We start from the raw sequence: 19267 nt of genomic DNA on the forward strand, positions 1-19267 counted from the left end.
TTAACTTTAGTCAAGTATTTTTCAAATTTACAACTATTGTTTCTAAAACCTTACATTTATACTCTCACCCAATATTATTCCATCTTCCTCAACAATAGAATCAAAGGCAAGTATTTTTACTCCATTTTTTGATGCTTTTTTTAATCCTTCCGAAAACTTAATATCCATTTCATAATTTGGGGTAAAACAAGTAACCCCTTTCATCTGTATCAGGAATATAACAAAACCTTCAAATCCCATTTTTACAGCTTCCATTAATTCCTTTACATGCTTTAAACCTCTCTGTGTGGGAGCATCAGGAAACATTGCCGTTTTGTCCTTCTCAAGTGTAACTCCTTTTACTTCAATAAACATTTTCCGGCTATTCCCCTCACAATAGATATCAAATCTTGAGTTTTTAAATGTTACTTCTCTTTTTAAAAATGTTATATTTTGAAACTCATATATCTCTTTGTTTCTTATTGCTTCGCTAATAACCATATTGGGTATCTGGGAATCTATATTGATAAGTACATTGCCCTTATATGCCCCTATTAAAGAATATTTGGTTTTTCTATTTTTATTATCAGTCTCTTCCAAAATAACCTCTGTGCCTGGTCTCAATATTTCCCTGCATCTTCCGGTATTTTTTACATGAACTGTTTCTTCGTTGCCATTTATAATGACCTTTGCAATAAATCTATTGGGTCTTTCTAAAAATATCCCTTTTATTACTTTTGTATATTTCATTATCCTCTCCTCACGCATAATTATTTTAACTATTATATACCCCTCTTTTGGAAATTTAATTCAATAAAAGCAAAAAGCTTAATTATGATATTATACAAAAAATACTTGAATAATGTATTTTTTGAAATGCCCTTATTGAAACATGTTGTAAAATATAATAGTATAGTATTATGCCCTTATAAACAAACAGGAGGAATTTTGGGATGAGTAGAAAGAAGACAAGCATACTTATTACAGCTTTAGCCATTATTGTATTATGCTCTATCGGTGCTGCAATTTATTTTTCATCTTCAAATAATAAATCAGAGGTAGGTACTAAAAAAGAGGATACAGAAGCATTTGGCTATCAAGCTTTAAAAATTAACGGCAAATATATAAGTGCAGATATTTTTACAGAAGAGAGAAATAAATTTTTTGAAAAATGGAGCAGAAATGCGGAAATGCTCTATAAAACCGATGAAGAAAGAAATGACATGCTTCTGGATGAAATAATTAAAAGACTAGTCATTGAGGATTATGTAAATACCAAGGCCGATGTAAAAGTAACAAAAACCGAAGTTGATGATTATATAAAAAAGTATATAGAATTGGCGTATGCTTCCCAGGGTGGAGTTAAGGCTTATATGGAAGGCAAGGGCTTTAAATCGGAAGAAGAAGTCTTTAAAAATACAGAATTCTACTTAAAGAGATTAAAATTCTTTTCAGGTATTGCAGTTAAATATGGTATAAGCATACCCGATTCAGAGTTTGAAGAAAAATATTTAAAGCACAAGCAGGATTCCACTTTTGCTACAGGTAAAAGGATTCATATATCGTCAAAAGAACGTGGTGAAACTGAAGCTTTAAAATTAGCAAATGAAATTTACAGCAAGCTTAAAAACGGAGAGGATTTTACAGCTCTTGCAAAGGAAAAATCAGAAGATGAAGAATCAAAATCCTCAGGCGGAATTATGGAAAATTTATCAGGAGGTATTTATAGCAAAGAGTTTGATAATGCTGTATTTAATTCTTCACCCGGCACTCTTATACAACCTGTTAAAAATATGGCTGGGTATGATATTGTGTATCTTGAAAAAATCACAACCTCATATCACCCAAAAGATGAGTATAAGAATATACTGCTGATGCAGAAATTTGGTGAGTCAGAAAAGCTTAATATATGGCTTGAAGAAGTAAAAAAATCATATACAATAGAAATAACCGACCCTACTTTCAAAGCATACAGGCAATTTAAAAGCAATGATATGAAGGGTGCAGCTGCAAGCTATGAAGCCGCTTTCAAGAAGACAAAATTCGAGACATTCCTTCAAAAAGCATCCGAATGCTATAAAAATTTAGGGGATTGGGATAAAGTTATTGATTTGAACGATGAAGGTATGGATAGAACACCTGAAAATGTGCAGTACTACATCAATAAAGCAGAAGCACTCTATAAAAAACAACAAACTGATGATGCAAAGGAACTTATGGAAGAAGCTGAAAAAAAGGCTAGTGATAATATATATTTCAAACAGCTTATACTTCAAATGTATAAAAATCTCGGTTTGAAAGAGGATGCTGATAGAATGGAAAAAGAAATAACGTCGAAGTAATGCATAACTAAAGTATTTGAAGATATTAAATAAATCAAAAAGCATTTTCCAATAATTGTTACATTCAACTGAAAAATGCTTTTTTGATTTTATTTCTGGCTCTTTACATAATTTTTAAGTATATTCAGTTCTCTTTTAAATGTCTCATCAAATCTACCTTCAATGAATTTTACCGCTTCAGAATCATTCAATTGCTCGTAGTTAAATCCGTAATAATTCTGAAGTTCGGTTTGCCACAGCCCATCGAATTTTATTTCTAAAGGAGTAAAATAAACCGTTGGAAGCCTTTTCCTTAATTCTGCGTAAAGTTTTTCAGAATATTGTCCGCCTAGATAATCATTTTTCTTATCATATGCTTCCTTGATATCTTTATTTTCATTATCAATTACCATTTTTATAAATTCCCAGGCTGCTTCTTTATTCTTACTGTCTTTTGGTATCCCAAGCACATGAAACCCATCAAAGGCATTTGCTCCAAAAGGCAACTTTGTTACTCTCCATAAACCCTTTGATTTAGGGGCCCATTCCTTTAACTTCTTCTCTCCCCAGCTTCCCATATATATCATGGCCAATTTACCGCTGCTTATAGCTTCCTGTCCGGAAGGCTCCCATACGCCTATGTTAGATGCCAGTTCAAATTGCCTCATAACCCTTGATGCATATAGTATCCTTTCAACTTCCGGGCCTTTCCTTATATAATTAAAGTTGTTGTCATAAAAGCCTTTGTTTCTAAAATAAATATCAGACGGTTCAGTAAGCCATTGTGCAATCCAATGGTCATGTTTCTTCAGTTCCATAGCCATATTAAGCCAGTTATCGGGATCTTCCATGTATTTTCCCAGTTCATCTGGATCACTTGGAAAACCATACTTTTCAAGAATATCTTTTCGATAATATGCTACACTTGGATATTGTGCCATAGGAATAGCATTGAGCTTTTTTCCATCGGGTGATAAGGCAAAACACAACTGTGTTTTACTGAATTTCCCCATAATTTCTTTAGCATTATAGGGTGGGTTTAATAGATCGTCAAACACATCCATATAATGGAGTTTGCCAATACTTCTGTATTCTGCCTTTAACATTACCACATCCGGTGCATTCCCTGCTGCTGCTTTATCCAAAAAATCATTTGTTATATCTACATTTTGATCTATAAATTTCAGCTCAAGATTGGGAAACTTTTTTTTCATCTCAGCCCTAAACTTAACCCATGCTGGATCATATCCCCAAATTGACAATTTATTAGATTTTGATGACTTAACTACGTCATTACCTTCTCCAACATTTAAATTGCCATTTTCACCTGATTTGGGTCCGGCAGTATTTTTGTAGCTACAGGAAGTTAGCAATAATATACATAAACTCAAAATACTAATTTTACAGAAAATTCTGCTCATTTTTATTTCTCCTTTGTCATTACCTAAATGTTTTGCAATAATCATTTTACATTTTTAATTATTGCAAAACATTTTCCTTGATTCACACTAACTCAACCCATTTATGTGTTTGCATAAGAAATTGGACAAATTTGTCGTGAGGCAAAGGCTTCTCAAAGTAATATCCCTGAAACTCATCACATTCCATAGTCTTTAGAGCATTAACATTATCAAGTGTTTCAACACCTTCAGCAACAACTCCCAGACCAATATTATGTGCCAGCTTGATTATAGCTTCAACCACTGCAACATTATGCCTATCATCAGGAATGTTATTTATAAAAGACCTGTCAATTTTCAAGCATGTAACCGGCAGACCTTTGAGTGCAGATAATGATGAATATCCCTTTCCAAAATCATCAATGGATACATTTACTCCAATACCTCTGATTTTTAAGAGTTGGCTGATAATTCTCTCAGAATCCTTCATAATCATGCTCTCCGTTATCTCCAATTCCAGACATTCAGGACCTATTCCTGTCTCTTGAAGTACTCTATTAATGAGATCCGGCATTTCAACCTGTTGGAATTGAAGTATTGAGCAATTCACAGACACACGACTTAAAGGATATCCTTTGCTCTTCCATTCCTTTAACTGCGAACATGCTTTTCTTAAAACCCATTCTCCAATTGGTACTATAAGACCTGATTCTTCAGCTAAACTAATAAACTGATCAGGCATAATCATACCATCTTCAGGGTGTTTCCAGCGTATTAATGCCTCAGCACCTGAAACCTCACCTGTTTTCGCACACACCTTTGGCTGATAGTAAAGCATAAACTCTTTATTCTCAAGTGCCTTATGCATTCCATGTTCCAGCTTCATTTTATTCGGTATGCTGAACTTGCTTATATTTGAATAAAATTTGAAGATATTACCTCCCGATTCCTTTGAAGCATACATCGCCAAATCTGCATTCTTTACAATATCGACCATGTTATTACCGTCATCCGGAAAGAGGCTTATTCCCACACTAGCACCGATATACACTTCCTGTCCTTCCAAATCAACAGGCTTCTTTATCTCATTAATCAAAGATTCAGCTATCTGCCTAATTTCAAAATCATTAATTTCATTTAATATAACCACAAACTCATCACCGCCAATTCTTGCAGTGAATCTTTTATTTCTCTGATATCTTTCAAGAACACCATTTAGTCTTTCACTAACAGACTTTAAAAGCAAATCCCCAGCAAGATGGCCTAATGTGTCGTTAACCTGTTTAAAACGGTCCAAGTCAATAAGCAATACGGCAGCCGAGCATGATAATGCTGTATTACCCTGCTCACTTAATGAATCCAGCAGATTTTTCAAATAGTCGGTAAAATTAAATCTGTTAGGTAAGCCAGTTAGAACATCATAATAAGCAAGTTCATGAAGCTTCTGTTCAGATTCCAAAAGCAGGGCTGTTTTTTGTTCAAGCTTGTCATACATAGACTTATACTCTGAAATTAGGTTCCTTAAATCATTGGACATGGCTATAAAATTGATTGTTAATTCATTAAGTTCAAAAACATTGCTTCCAGGCCACAAAACGCCTTCATGTGATCTGAGTTTTTCCGGCAGTCCTGTACTAACCTGAAGCAGCTTGGATAAAAATCTTAGTATTACTCTGTGTATAACAATTATGAAAACTCCCACTAGAAATGTAAAAAGCAGAAGTATTCTTGCCTGCATCATATAGTTATTGAATATCTGGCTTCTGAAAAACTCAATAGGCAGACTTACTTTGATTATAACAGCACCGAATAAATCCGTTTCATGTACAAACGAAGTATTACTCCATCTGCTCTCTCCAAAATTTAGATTTGTTTTTTCAGGCATCCATAGATAAAACTCATTGTTTTTATCATAAGCTACCCTGTCTATCTTTTGTCCCATTATATATCTATTGTTAATATACTGCTTAACCTTGCTGCTGTTTACTGTCTTTGACTCTATACCTGCAACGCTTATTCTAAAATTAGTATTTCTTGTATCAGCTTGTGCGATTTCAGAAAGGTATCCAAGCTGCAATACAGATTTAAGTTTTAAATCTCTTATATTCTCTTTATTCCAATTCTTTGTTTGTTCTATGATATTCTGTGCTACTGCCTGGCTTTTTTCCCTTCCATCATTCTCAATGCTTCTCTCAAAGCTCCAACTGCTAATGGCAAGATATATCATAAATGGCCCTAAGATTGCAGCTATTGAAAGATGCACCATAAAGGCTATCAGAGTAGGCGGCCTTCTATAATTGCCATCCAACATATAATATCTTTCATGTGGGACATATGTATAAAATACATCAGCCAGCATTGTATTGAATATTCCAACCATAAGATAGATAAAAAGAGGTGAAATTATTTCTATTTTCACATCTCCATGGGATGAATAAATGGAGTATCCTATAACAGCAGCACTCGCCAGGACCCAGTAAAAAGTATCAAGGAGAATAATATTCTTTTTCTTGATCTTAAATACAATCCCTACCGCCAGAATCTCCATAAATGCCAAAACAGGTTCAGTAATCTGTTCAGCAAATGAAAATTCTATTCCATTAACCAAAACGGCAGATATTAAAGCCCATTTTAAGCCGAACAGCCTTAGAATTATAAAAAGAAACACACTGCTAAGCGTCAACTTGATATCAAATATTAGATTAACTCCAAATATTTTACCTAGTAATGCAAGCAGTGTTAATAATGATATTGCATAAAATTCCTTTTTAAAATTGGATAATATGTTAAGAAATCCCAAGATATCAACCTTCTTTTTTTTAAATTTAATTTTTATCAATTGGGGTTTACTAAAAGATTTAAATAAAAATAGTTGTTTTTATAGATAAGAATTACATAAAATATATATTCGACATGAAATTATATTAATCCTTCTTTTGAATCTAAACACTTGATCTTTTATTCTTTTATCATGGATAAAATTTGTTTTGGTAAAAATCTTTTAATCTTATATGGAATAATCTCAAGATCGGCTTTGTTAAGGCCTTTTATATAAGCAAGAACTGCAAAATATACTACCCCGCCTATGATTATTGAAAGGAATAACAAAATAGCATTAATAATATATGATTCGCCTAGGAATGATAATATGAAACTCAAACTATAGTGGAACACAAATACAATAACACCCATAACTATAGATGAAAACGCCGGCTTAAGTATAATGCCGGCCTTAAATCCAGCATTCAATGTCCTTTTCATTAATATTGCGTTTAATATTATAGGTATAAGAAATCCAACCATGGATCCAATAATTGCACCTAAAATATTAATTTCCGGAATAACAATAAGAAAATAATTAGTGACAACCTTTCCTACAATACCTATTACCATAAAAAAAGTAGTTGTATATAGTTTTCCCGCTCCCTGCAGGATTGATGTCTGTATTTGTACAATTGCCATAAGAATCAAAATAAAAGAACCATACTTCATCAGGTATTCACCCTGGCCATAATGCAGAAGCCTGAAAATGGGAAGGCTCAATACCGAGAACCCCACAGCAGAAGGTAATGCTATAAGAAAGCATGACCTGAAAGCAAAATTAACTTTTTGTTCTATTTCCACACTATTCCTACGTGCTACAGCAGCGGAAACCGCCGGAAGTAAAGCCGTGGCAAGTGCCACTGTAATAGCTATTGGAGCATTTAAAAGCTGCTGGTACTTAACAAGAAAACCAAACATCGCTGATGCTTTGGCTTCGGCAAATCCAGAATCAAGGAGCCTGCTCTTGGTATTCCAAATATCAACAAGGGTGCCTGCATATTGCATACCAACACACAATGTTATTGGAAGGCTATAATTGACTACTTTATTAACCAACTGCTTGTATCTAAATCTTTTGACACTAACACCAATCTCAACTCTAGGTATCTTATATCTGTCTTTTTTCTTTTGATAACCAACTAAGAACATTGCAGCACAAAGTGCACCTAAAAGAGTACCTATGGTACCTCCTGCACAAGCCCACTCCAAGCCGTACTTTAAGAAAAGTGCTGCAAATATAACAGTAAATATTGCATTTATTACTTGCTCAATTATTTGAGATACCGCAGTTGGCGTCATATTGCCCCTACCCTGAAAATACCCCCTGTAAGCAGATGACACTGCAGTAATCATTATTGATGGTGCAAGCCACATTATTGAAAGTGCAGCACTCCTAAAATTCATAATATCAGCAACAAAATGTGCAAACGCAATTGTAAGAACAGACATAATAAGCCCCACAACCAACATCATGAATCTGGCTATTTTAAAACTTCTTATGGCATCTTTATGATTATCAACTGCTGTAAGCTCTGAGACAAGTTTGGAAATAGCTACAGGCATTCCTGAATTAGCCAAAACATATATAAATACATAGACATTATATGCCGCACCATATATGCCATAGCCCTCATCCCCTATTATTGCAATCAGAAACGGTATATATAATAATGAAAGTATTTTAGTAATTATTCCTGCTGCCGATAGTATTGCAAAACCCTTTGCAAATGACTGCTGCTTCATTCTATCCCCTTTTGTATACCTAATATTATCTATAATATGTAAAACACTTTAAATTTATTAAAGAGAATTTAAAGTGTTTTACATATCGTACTATTTGATTCTAACACTAAATTTTGATTTGTAAAACATTATTTTCATCTTCATCAGCTTCTAATCTTCTGCCGCTAAACAATGGCTTTATACAGCCTCGCTTTCAAGATTAGCCCCTGTAAACTGGCTGTTATAGAGGTCTGCATAGAAACCGCCCTTTGCCAACAGTTCCTTGTGGTTACCCATTTCAATTATGGTTCCCTTATTCATAACAAGTATCAATTCAGCATCACGGATGGTTGAAAGCCTGTGAGCTATAACAAAGCTTGTTCTGTCCTTCATAAGGTTTGCCATCGCCTTTTGTATCAGTACTTCTGTTCTGGTATCGACACTGCTGGTAGCCTCATCGAGAATGAGAATTGCAGGATCTGCAAGTATGGCACGTGCTATGGTAAGAAGCTGTTTTTGCCCTTGTGAAATATTTGTACCTTCTTCATTAAGAACTGTGTCATAGCCTTCAGGCAGTGTTCTTATAAAGTGATCTGCATGTGCTGCCTTTGCTGCACGTACTATCTCATCCATAGTGGCATTTTCTTTCCCATAGGCTACATTGTCTTTTATTGTTCCATTAAAAAGCCATGTGTCCTGCAGAACCATACCAAACATTTTCCGCAGTTCATTACGTTTTATGTTTACTATATTGGTGTCATCAATGCTAACTTCTCCTGCATTTAATTCATAGAAACGCATTAGCAGGTTAACAAGGGTTGTTTTCCCAGCTCCTGTGGGACCAACAATAGCAATTGTATGTCCTTGCTTAACATCAAGGTTCATGTTTTCAATAAGAGGAACATCCTCCTTATAGCAGAAATCAACGTTCTTAAACTTTACTTCTCCTTTTGGATTATCTAATACAACAGCATCTTTGCTGTCAGGAATTTCTTCCTCTTCATCAAGAATTTCAAATACACGCTCTGCACACGCTATTGTAGACTGTATAATATTGGCAATATTGGCTGTCTGAACTATAGGCATTGTAAATTGTCTGGAGTATTGTATAAATGCCAGAATATCACCCAAGCCAAGAATACTTCTTGTAATCCATATACCTCCAACGATACTTATGCCAACATAACCTATATTGCCTATGAAATTCATAAGAGGGAACATGATACCTGATACAAATTGTGCTTTCCAACCGGCACTACTCAATTTAACATTTATTTCTTCAAACTTTTCTATAGAGTCCTTTTCATGTCCAAATGCTTTAACTATCTTATGACCGGTATACATTTCTTCTACATGCCCACTGAGTTGGCCAAGTTCTTTCTGTTGTGCTGCAAAGTATTTCTGTGATTTCTTTGCAATCATTGCTGTAGCAACTATATAAAGAGGAAGTGTTACAAGTACAATCAACGTGAGCACACCACTTATTGTAAACATCATTATAATGTATCCAATAATAGTAATAACAGATGTTATAATCTGTGTCAAACTTTGTTGCAATGTTGTTGATATTGTATCAATATCATTAGTTACACGACTTAATATATCACCATGAGGATGCATGTCAAAATATTTCAAGGGAAGTCTGTTAAGCTTACTGTCCACTTCTCTTCTCAAATCACGAACAGTCTTCTGTGCAACACCGGACATTACAAGCCCCATTATTACGCTGAATAATGAACTTATCACATAAATTCCTATTAGTATCAATGCGATCATTCCAATATAACGGAAGTCGTATTCACCATTGGTTTCCCTTATAGCCCTGATTGCTCCTTTAACCTGGTCATCTGTAAATTTCATTTCTTTGCTCGCATCTTCTTTTGAACCTTTGTCAATAGAATCTTTGAACATAAAATAATATATAACAGGTGCCTTTTTACCCAAATCAGTTATTTTCTCAACTGTATCAGCCTTCTGGTCTCCACTTTTAAGTACTCCCAAATTTGGGAGCTTTAAAAATTCCTGTATAGCTGCAACTGATTTTTCATCAAGCTGCTGTCCATTCTGGGGAGCCGTTTTATCATCCTGCTGGTTGTTTTTAGGCATAGCACTTGACATTTCTGTCATTTTTTTAATAATTTCCGCTTTTTTATCAGCACTTTCGATAGTATTGATCATGGGAAGCATAATAAAATCCTTTAAGGATGTCATCATCTTAGGATCAATTTGCTGATTTTGCTGAGAACTCTGCTCAGTCTTGGGCATTGTGCCCAGTATGTCGATTAAAGCTGCAATTGTGTTATTCTTCTTTTCCAAATCACTTATAGAATCAATATCAGGAAGTTTCAATAAGTTGGAAACAGTGTTTAAGTTCTTGGAACTTATCTGCTGAGAGTTGTCATTGGCATTCTGCTCCAAATTAGGTATTTTAGCCAAGAGACCAAGCATCTTTTTAATAACATCCGCCTTTTTCTGTGGATCAGCAATTGTTTCTATCATTGGAAGCTTCATCAGTTCCTGTGTTGCACCAATGGCAGCAGGACCCATTTGACGTGCTTGAGCTCTAATTGCAGCAGCATTTGCTCCTGGTTTCATGGCAGCAGCTTGCATTTGCTGCAGCTGACTTACCATCTTTTTTTGCATATCTGCCATTTGAATCTCAATCTGATTTACTGCTTTTTTCTGTACATCAGACATTTGCTTGTGGATCTGATCCACTGCCTTAAGTTGTGCTTCCGACATCATCTTATCAATATTTTTTAGTCCTTCTTTTTGCCCGCTCCCAATTTGGGAAAGCATCATTCTTGCCATATAGCCATCCTGAAGCTTATTAGTTGCCTTCGCAGTTATTTTTGGAGCAACTATGGAAAAAGTCGTACTTAAAATGGCAAAAACCAATACGATAATTAAATTAATCTTATGGGGTTTCAAATATGATACAAGTCTCTTGAAAGACCCTTTAAAATTTTTGGCTTTCTCTGCAGGCATTCCGAAGCCGGGGCCCATAGGCCCGCCTCTTCTTCTCTGCATAGATTTATTGTCTATTTTTTGTTCGCTCATGCTATTTCCTCCTCTGAAAGCTGTGAGGATACAATTTCACGGTATACATCACATGTATTAAGCAATTCCTTATGTGTTCCCATTCCCGCAATTTTTCCTTCATTCATTACAATAATCCTGTCTGCATCCATAACAGTACCTACTCTCTGTGCAACAATAATTACTGTGGATTCGGCTATTTCATTTTTTAATGCTGCCCTAAGCTTTGCATCTGTTTTGAAATCTAAAGCAGAGAAACTATCATCAAAAACGTATATTTCAGGCTTTCTTACAAGTGCACGGGCTATTGAGAGACGCTGCTTCTGTCCACCCGATACATTAGTACCTCCCTGGGCAATTTCATGATTATAGCCACTATCCATACCATTTATAAACTCAGCTGCCTGTGCTATTTCAGCGGCGTGTTTAATCTCGGCATCTGTGGCACCATCATTACCAAATTTTATATTGTCTGTTATGGTTCCAGAAAACAGAACAGCTTTCTGAGGTACAAAACCTATCTTGGCACGAAGGTTTTCCTGTGACATATCCCTTACGTCAACCCCATCTATAATAATACTTCCGCTGTCAATATCATAAAACCTTGGAATAAGATTTATCAACGTAGATTTACCGGCACCCGTACTTCCTATAATAGCAGTAACTTCACCAGGTTTTGCTGAAAAAGATATATTTTTTAAAGCAGGCTCTTCTGCACCATGATAACTAAAAGTTACATCCCTAAACTCTATATAACCTTTTCCTGAATAAGAATCTTTTATATTTTTAGGATCAACAATTTCAGGAACAGTATCAAGCACTTCATTAATTCTTACTGCTGCTGCCTGGGCACGAGGTACCATTATATACATCATTGCAAGCATCAGCATTGAAAACATGATCTGCATAGCATACTGCGTAAATGCGGACAATTGTCCCAAATCCATATTTCCTTCGCTTATACGTATACCCCCAAACCACAGAATAGCCAAGGAAGTAAAATTCATTATAAGCATTATGGTAGGCATCATAAAAGCCATAATCCTATTGACTTTTATATAGTTTTCTGTAAGATCAACATTAGCTTCATCAAAGCGTTTTGACTCACGTTCCACTGTGTTGAATGCACGAATTACCCTTATACCCGTAAGTTTTTCACGTAAAATAAGATTAATCCTATCAATTTTTACCTGAACCATTCTGAAAAGAGGTATCATTTTTGAGGCAATCAATCCAATAACAATTCCTAACAAAGGTATCGCAACCGCAAGCACGAGAGTTAAAGGTTTATCCCTTCTCATCGCAAGAATAATCCCGCCTATTGCCATCATAGGTGCAGAAATCATCATACGCATTATTAGTATTGTAACCATTTGAATCTGGTTAATATCGTTTGTAGTTCTTGTTATAAGAGTTGCTGTACCTATTTTATCGAACTCATGCAATGAAAAACTCTCTACTCTTTTAAAAACCTTGCTTCTTAGTACAGTACCCAACCCAACAGCTGCTTTTGAAGACAAGAAGCTGGCAATAATGGCACAAATAACGCCGCCTCCTGCAACTAAAAGCATTAATCCGCCAATTTGCAAAATCTTATCGGTATCCCCCTGCATAACACCGTCATTAATAATATCTGACATCAATGTTGGAAGATATAGATCTCCTAATGTTTGTAAAAATACAAAAAGGAACACGCCAATTACCATAGCGGTAAAGGGCTTTAGAAATCTGTACAATCTAATCACTGTGATTCAACTCCTTCTATTAAATAAGTATCATTACTTATATGAATAAATAGATTTTATATAATTAATTATTTTGGGTTCATATAATTCGCTATAAATGAATAATAAATGACAAGTAAAATTCAATGCAAATTTTAATCTTTTATCATTTTCGTTAAAATACTTTCCATTTCATCAACCAATTCATTAAGCCTATTTATCTCCTCATCACTCAACATATCAAACTTTTTAACAATTACTTCCCTAATCTTTATTTTATGCTTCTCAAGCATGTTTTTTCCTTTTTCAGTTATTTTAAGAATAATCACTCTCCTGTCATTAGGGTCGTATGTTCTCTCTATAAGATTTTCTTCTATCAGTTTATCCGCCATAACTGTAAGATTAGGTTTTGATATCATAATTTTCTTGCTGTAATAACTCATAGTATTGCAATCATGGTTATGAATAATTTGTAAAAGTCCGAATTTCTGCTTTGAAATAATAGAAGCAGGAATATCCTTCATCAGTTTTTTATAAATAAGAGGAAAAAAGACGAGAAACTTCTCGACCAACTTTTCCCTTTCCATGACTTTCACCTCCCTATGAACAAAATCATATCCTCCATAACTCCCCAGGCATAATTAAATCAGAACATTATTATAATTAATAATTGTTATGATTAATAACTATTAATAAGTATAATACTTATTAATCATAATTTCAATTGATTTATTTTAACGGTGAATTTAAGAAAGCCAAAATAAGTTATGCTATTAATCATATATTTGACAACACTTTCAAGTATATAATTAATAACATAACCTATTTATAAATGAATATGGATAAGAATAAAAGATATTGTAAGATATACATTTTGATATTATAAACATTAAAAGATTACCACTTTATATAGCTCATGATTTCTTTCTATTAGCCAGCAAATTTTTACTATATATAATACCGCCGATTGCAATGACATATGTAATCCAAACAATGTTAACCTTATAAGGAACATGTTTACCGGCAATATCTGCAATACCAGCAACAAAATCAGATACCACAAATACAAAACTTCCTATTGCAGTAAATATATATCTTCTATCACTATAAAATAACGAAAGCCCTGATGCTGCCATTACCGACAGCCAGATACCGTAAACCAATGCTATAAAAATAAGGGGCTCTGAATTTTTCGTAGGCTCAAAAAATATCCACCATGCTATGGTCACCAATATGCTGTAAATTATCGTTCCTGCGACAAAGCTTATATTAATAAAAGGCTTTTTTAATTCTTTCGATGTCTTAGCAAAACAAAAAATAGTAACTGCCTGTGCTACAAAGTAAATCCCCATACCTACCATGAGTCCAAATGGCAAAATATTTGCCAATACCAGGTTTCCAACCAAATAAACCCCAGAAACAACTGCAATAATCTTTGAATATATACTTTTATCAAGTATAGCCTGAATTACTGCCATAACAAGAAAAGAAATACTTACTATTATTGAAACGCTTGTCGGAACAGTCTCTCCACCTGTATAAACTATTCCGCCTATAAGGAATAAAAATTGCAGTAAAAATATTATTCTGTACAAAATTGACCTCCCGATATATAACATTAAAGGGTATTGGATCCATGCCGGATTAGGAACATTATACCATTAAACTTACAGTACTACAATAGAAAATAGATAACCTGCCGATTATAATATACACAGCTGGTTATCTATTCATCATTTACTCCGGAATTAAAGACTTCAAAGCCTTAATCCTCCTGTTTTTCCATCTTTTCAGGTGCACTTATACTGAGAATGGAAAGCACGTTGCGAATTACAATCCTGGTACAATCTATGAGCAGCAGCCTTGCCTTCATAATGCTTTCCTCTTGCTTTCTAATACGGCATGCTTGGTAAAATCCATGCAAATACCCTGCAACCTCGAGTACATAACGAGTCAATCTGCTAGGTTCCAAAGTATTGGCAGCTATCCTTATTTCTTCCGGGAACTGTGCCAAAGCTTTAATTAGAGCCAGCTCTTCCTTTGTATTTAAAAGTGCAAGATCTACAGAACCTATATCCGGTAGCTCTACACCATCTTGTTCCTTAGCTCCTGTAATAATGCTGCAAATCCTTGCATGAGCATACTGTGCATAGAAAACAGGATTCTCATTTGACTTCTCTACTGCAAGGCTCATATCAAAATCCAAATGACTTCCTGAAGCTTTCATGTTGAAGAAGAAGCGTGCAGCATCCTTACCATATACAATAGCTTCTTCGTCACTTCTTAAACCATCCTTACCTAACTCTTCTATTAGGTCATTCAAGGATACTGCCCTCCCTGTCCTCTTGGACATCCTGTAGGCTTCCCCATTTTTAAACAGCCTTACAAGCTGGAACAGAACTACATCCAGCTTGTTTGCATCAATACCCATTGCCGATACTGCAGCCTTCATTCTGGCAACATGCCCGTGATGATCGGCACCTAACAGGTTTATAACCCTGTCGAATTTCCTCTTTAAAAATTTGTTTCTATGGTAGGCTATATCAGATGCAAAGTAAGTTGGCAGTCCGTTATTCCTGACTATAACCTCATCCTTCTCAATGCCGAATTCTGTAGCCTTAAACCATATTGCTCCTTCTTTTTCAACCGCATAACCTTTTTCTTTTATAAAGTCCAAGGTCTCCTGAAGCTCACCGCTGTCATAAAGAGACTTTTCAGAAAACCATACATCAAACTCTATTCCATAATTCTTAAGTGCTGTGCGGATTCTTTCCAGATTGATGGGGAGAGCATATTCAACAAGAATCTTTTGTCTTTCTACCTGTTCAACCTTTAAGAGCTTGTCCCCATTTAATGCTATATAATCCCTCATGTGGTCGGCAATATCCTCACCCTGATACCCGTCTTCCGGGAATACAACCGCATCTTCCCCGAGCAGTAATTGAAGATATCTTGCTTCAAGGGATTTTCCAAACTTCTCAATCTGGTTTCCAGCATCGTTTATATAAAATTCCTTTGTTACATCATAGCCCGCTGCCTTAAGGACATTTGCAATACAATCGCCTAAAGCACCGCCTCTAGCATTACCCATATGAAGAGGCCCGGTAGGGTTTGCACTTACAAACTCTACCATAACCTTTTGTCCATTACCGATATTAATCTTACCGTAGTTCTCTCTCTCAGCTTGAATAACCTTTATGGTATCATATAACCATTTAACATTTAAATAAAAATTAATAAACCCCGGTCCCGCACATTCAACCTTCTCAATATATGTATCTTGCAATTCCATATTTTTGATAATAATCTCAGCTGTCTGCCTGGGTGCCTTCTTGACCTGCTTGGTAATCTGCATGGCTATATTTGTAGAAAACTCACCGTGTTCTTCTTCCCTAGGTATCTCAATAATAATTTCAGGCACTTCAACCTGGGGCAATTCACCTTCGTTATAAGCCTTTATAAGAGACTTTGATATAACTTCTTTAATTTCCTCCGTTAAATTCTGTATAACATTTGTCATTAATACGTCCTGCCTCTCTAATAAACATATGAAAATCATTTTCTCCAGATTTATTATTATCTATTTCAAGCTGATAATCAACCTTTATTTCTCCGCCTTCATCATTAACATTTACTTCCACCTCATTTGCATATACTCCTACAGTAAATGTTCCATAAGTGGTATCGTAGTATGAAAGATGTTTCTGCCCCTGTTCAAATATAAACTGGGAGTTTACAGATCCAAATCTCATAAGTGTTACTACACCATCGGATATTTTCAAGGTTGTTGTGGTCCCTTCCATTCCGGTAACTTCGCTCTCTTTATAGGTAATGAAGTAAGCGTTGCCTTTCTTGTAGTATTTTCCTTCGGTAACAAGCTCAAGTATGTTTGTGTTCTGATTATTTGAAGTTTGTGTTCCCTTAACGGAAATTATTACATACTTTTTCATAGAGCACACCTCCAGCAAAGTCAGCCTCATTGGGCTGCTGTTATTTTTACCACTTCATCTCCCATTTCTATATATACTTGTTTGACCTCTTAAACATGTATATGACTAAACTTTACCCGTAGGAAAAGAATTATATCATTATCTTTAAGAAATCTTTTATATATGAAAAGCGCCGCCTTAATATTTGTAACGCTATTCATAAGGCTAAAAACTTAAGCATTTAAATTATGGAAACATTATTCATGACTAAGTTTTTAGCCTTAGCACACTCGCTTCAATACTTTTCAATATCAACCTTTTCAGCTGAGTGGATATCACTTTCCAATATTGCACTTCCAAGGCTTTCAAATTTCTCAACACTATCACTAGTATAATACCTGTAAACCGGATTAATACGTTCATCCCTCATAATGTCCATCTCACCTAATATATTACGGACTACTTTGGTAACCTCCAGGGCTGAACTTACAAGCTTCACTTTATCCCCCATCACCTTTGATATGGTATTATATAGCATTGGATAATGGGTACATCCCATAACAAGGGTATCAATTCCTTCTTTTTTCAAAGGTTCCAGGTATTCTTCAGCAATTCTAAAAGCTATATCGTTTTCCCACCACCCTTCTTCAACCAGCGGTACAAATAGCGGGCAAGCCTTCTGCACTATTTCTATTGAGCTGTCGAGTCTGTTAATAGCCCTCTCATATACACCACTGCTAATTGTTGCAACTGTTCCAATTACACCTATTTTTTTATTTTTTGTTTCATTGACCGCTGTTATTGCACCCGGTTCTGTAACTTCAATGACCGGTATATCAAAACTATCCTTCACAAGTTTTAAACTGCACGCACTAGCTGTATTGCAAGCAATTACTATCATTTTTATATCCTGATTCAACAGGAACCTGATATCCTGAAAAGTATATTTAACAATGGTATCTTTTGATTTAGTACCGTAAGGTGCTCTTCCGCTATCGCCGAAATATACAACACTCTCAGTTGGTATAAGGCATTTTAATTCTTTTAATACCGTTAGACCTCCCAACCCTGAATCAAAGACACCAATCGGTCTGTTGTCCATTTGTTAGTCCCCCAATTATTACATTTTATCCAAATCTAAATAGTCTTTTCATTAAATCTTTCTATAGCAAGATCTATAAGCTTTTCAATCAGCTCACCATATGGTATTCCCGATGCTTCCCAAAGCTTGGGATACATGCTTATACTGGTAAACCCAGGCAGTGTATTTATTTCATTTATATAAACATTGCCCGAATCCTTATGAACAAAGAAATCAACCCTTGATAATCCCGAGCAGTCTAAAGATTTAAAAGCACGTACTGCGTAGTCCCTTATTTCATTTATGGTAGAGTCCTTTAAATCAGCTGGAATTATTATTTTTGAGTTGTTGTCTATATATTTTGCCTTATAGTCATAAAACTCATTACAAGGAACTACTTCTCCAACTGTAGATGCAACAGGATCATCATTACCTAAGACGGCACACTCAACTTCCCTACCATCAATAAATTCCTCAACAAGCAGCTTTCTATCGTACTTAGCTGCCTCAAATAATGTATCTATCAATTCCTGCCTGTTGCGTGCCTTTCCCACTCCTACGGAAGATCCTGAATTGGAAGGTTTTACGAAACAAGGATATTCCAATGTACCTTCAACTTGTAAAACTAGATCATCCAAATTGGTTTTCAACGATTTTCTATTAAAAACAAGGTACTTTCCTTGAGGTATTCCCTCTTTTTCAAAAATTATCTTAGTAAATGCCTTATCCATTCCAACGGCTGATGCTAAAACACCAGGACCCACATATGGTATGCCTGCAAGTTCAAATAACCCCTGAATGGTGCCATCTTCACCATTTGCACCATGCAGCACCGGAAAAACAACATCTATGCCTTTATTATCACTGACATCAACACCTGCTGCGTTAAAAATGCTCCTGGCGGAAGCAGCTTCTGCTAATGTATTCTGTGTGCTGCAAGCTATTTGATTTTGTTCTGCAGCTTTTTCCCATTCCCCGCTGCCAAGTTTTTCTACAGGTCCATTATAATTAAGCCATTTACCTTCTTTAGTTATTCCAATCATTACTACATCAAATTTATCCTTGTTTATATTCCTAATTACAGACTCTGCTGATACCCGTGACACTTCATGTTCTGTGGACTGTCCTCCGAAAATTACTGCAACTCTGATTTTTTTATTCATATTTATTCCCCTTTTAACATGCAAAACATTGAATTTTCAACGTTTTGACAATATAAGAAAGCCTAATAAAATATATATTTCTAATT

The 19267-nt window shown here is 35.2% G+C and carries 13 protein-coding genes; 1 reads left to right on the top strand and 12 read right to left on the bottom strand.

Features of this window, described 5'->3' with window-relative positions; translation table 11 throughout:
- Positions 1-42: 42 nt before the first annotated feature.
- A complete protein-coding gene (gene sfsA, locus Bccel_RS18115; protein WP_036936883.1) occupies positions 43-729 on the bottom strand; it encodes a DNA/RNA nuclease SfsA in 687 nt (228 codons plus the stop codon).
- 203 nt (positions 730-932) lie between these two features.
- On the opposite strand from sfsA, the gene Bccel_RS18120 reads away from it, so the two are divergent.
- Complete coding sequence (locus tag Bccel_RS18120; protein WP_036936880.1) at positions 933-2321, top strand: peptidylprolyl isomerase; 1389 nt, start codon at positions 933-935, stop codon at positions 2319-2321.
- 89 nt (positions 2322-2410) lie between these two features.
- On the opposite strand, the gene Bccel_RS18125 is transcribed toward Bccel_RS18120, so the two are convergent.
- From Bccel_RS18125 to Bccel_RS18175, 11 genes are all read right to left on the bottom strand, one after another.
- Positions 2411-3721: an ABC transporter substrate-binding protein gene (locus Bccel_RS18125; protein ID WP_036936878.1), complete on the bottom strand. Its 1311-nt coding sequence runs from the start codon at positions 3719-3721 to the stop codon at positions 2411-2413.
- 82 nt (positions 3722-3803) lie between these two features.
- Positions 3804-6500: a putative bifunctional diguanylate cyclase/phosphodiesterase gene (locus tag Bccel_RS18130; protein ID WP_050753612.1), complete on the bottom strand. Its 2697-nt coding sequence runs from the start codon at positions 6498-6500 to the stop codon at positions 3804-3806.
- Positions 6501-6658: 158 nt separating this feature from the next.
- Positions 6659-8266 carry a putative polysaccharide biosynthesis protein gene (locus Bccel_RS18135; RefSeq protein ID WP_036936876.1) on the bottom strand — a complete coding sequence of 536 codons (1608 nt, stop codon included), beginning with the start codon at positions 8264-8266 and terminating at the stop codon, positions 6659-6661.
- Positions 8267-8443: 177 nt separating this feature from the next.
- Positions 8444-10351 (bottom strand): ABC transporter ATP-binding protein, encoded by a 1908-nt coding sequence (locus Bccel_RS18140; RefSeq protein ID WP_242853056.1) that lies wholly within the window; start codon positions 10349-10351, stop codon positions 8444-8446.
- Positions 10352-11301: 950 nt separating this feature from the next.
- Complete coding sequence (locus Bccel_RS18145) at positions 11302-13029, bottom strand: ABC transporter ATP-binding protein (protein WP_036936873.1); 1728 nt, start codon at positions 13027-13029, stop codon at positions 11302-11304.
- A 134-nt stretch (positions 13030-13163) separates the two neighbouring features.
- Positions 13164-13595 carry a MarR family winged helix-turn-helix transcriptional regulator gene (locus Bccel_RS18150; RefSeq protein WP_050753613.1) on the bottom strand — a complete coding sequence of 144 codons (432 nt, stop codon included), beginning with the start codon at positions 13593-13595 and terminating at the stop codon, positions 13164-13166.
- Between the two features lie 327 nt (positions 13596-13922).
- Positions 13923-14603 carry a lysoplasmalogenase family protein gene (locus Bccel_RS18155; RefSeq protein ID WP_036936871.1) on the bottom strand — a complete coding sequence of 227 codons (681 nt, stop codon included), beginning with the start codon at positions 14601-14603 and terminating at the stop codon, positions 13923-13925.
- A 170-nt stretch (positions 14604-14773) separates the two neighbouring features.
- Entirely contained in the window at positions 14774-16528 is a 1755-nt protein-coding gene (gene argS / locus Bccel_RS18160) for an arginine--tRNA ligase (RefSeq protein WP_036936869.1), read from the bottom strand.
- A complete protein-coding gene (locus Bccel_RS18165) occupies positions 16491-16958 on the bottom strand; it encodes a YwiB family protein (RefSeq protein ID WP_036936867.1) in 468 nt (155 codons plus the stop codon). The genes argS and Bccel_RS18165 overlap by 38 nt, the downstream gene beginning before the upstream one ends.
- 274 nt (positions 16959-17232) lie before the next feature.
- Positions 17233-18039 (bottom strand): glutamate racemase, encoded by an 807-nt coding sequence (gene murI, locus Bccel_RS18170; RefSeq protein ID WP_036936865.1) that lies wholly within the window; start codon positions 18037-18039, stop codon positions 17233-17235.
- A 35-nt stretch (positions 18040-18074) separates the two neighbouring features.
- Entirely contained in the window at positions 18075-19181 is a 1107-nt protein-coding gene (locus Bccel_RS18175; RefSeq protein ID WP_036936863.1) for a D-alanine--D-alanine ligase, read from the bottom strand.
- Positions 19182-19267: the final 86 nt, after the last annotated feature.

The sequence above is a fragment of the Pseudobacteroides cellulosolvens ATCC 35603 = DSM 2933 genome (genome assembly GCF_001262605.1).
Classification (GTDB): Bacteria; Bacillota; Clostridia; order Acetivibrionales; family DSM-2933; genus Pseudobacteroides; species Pseudobacteroides cellulosolvens.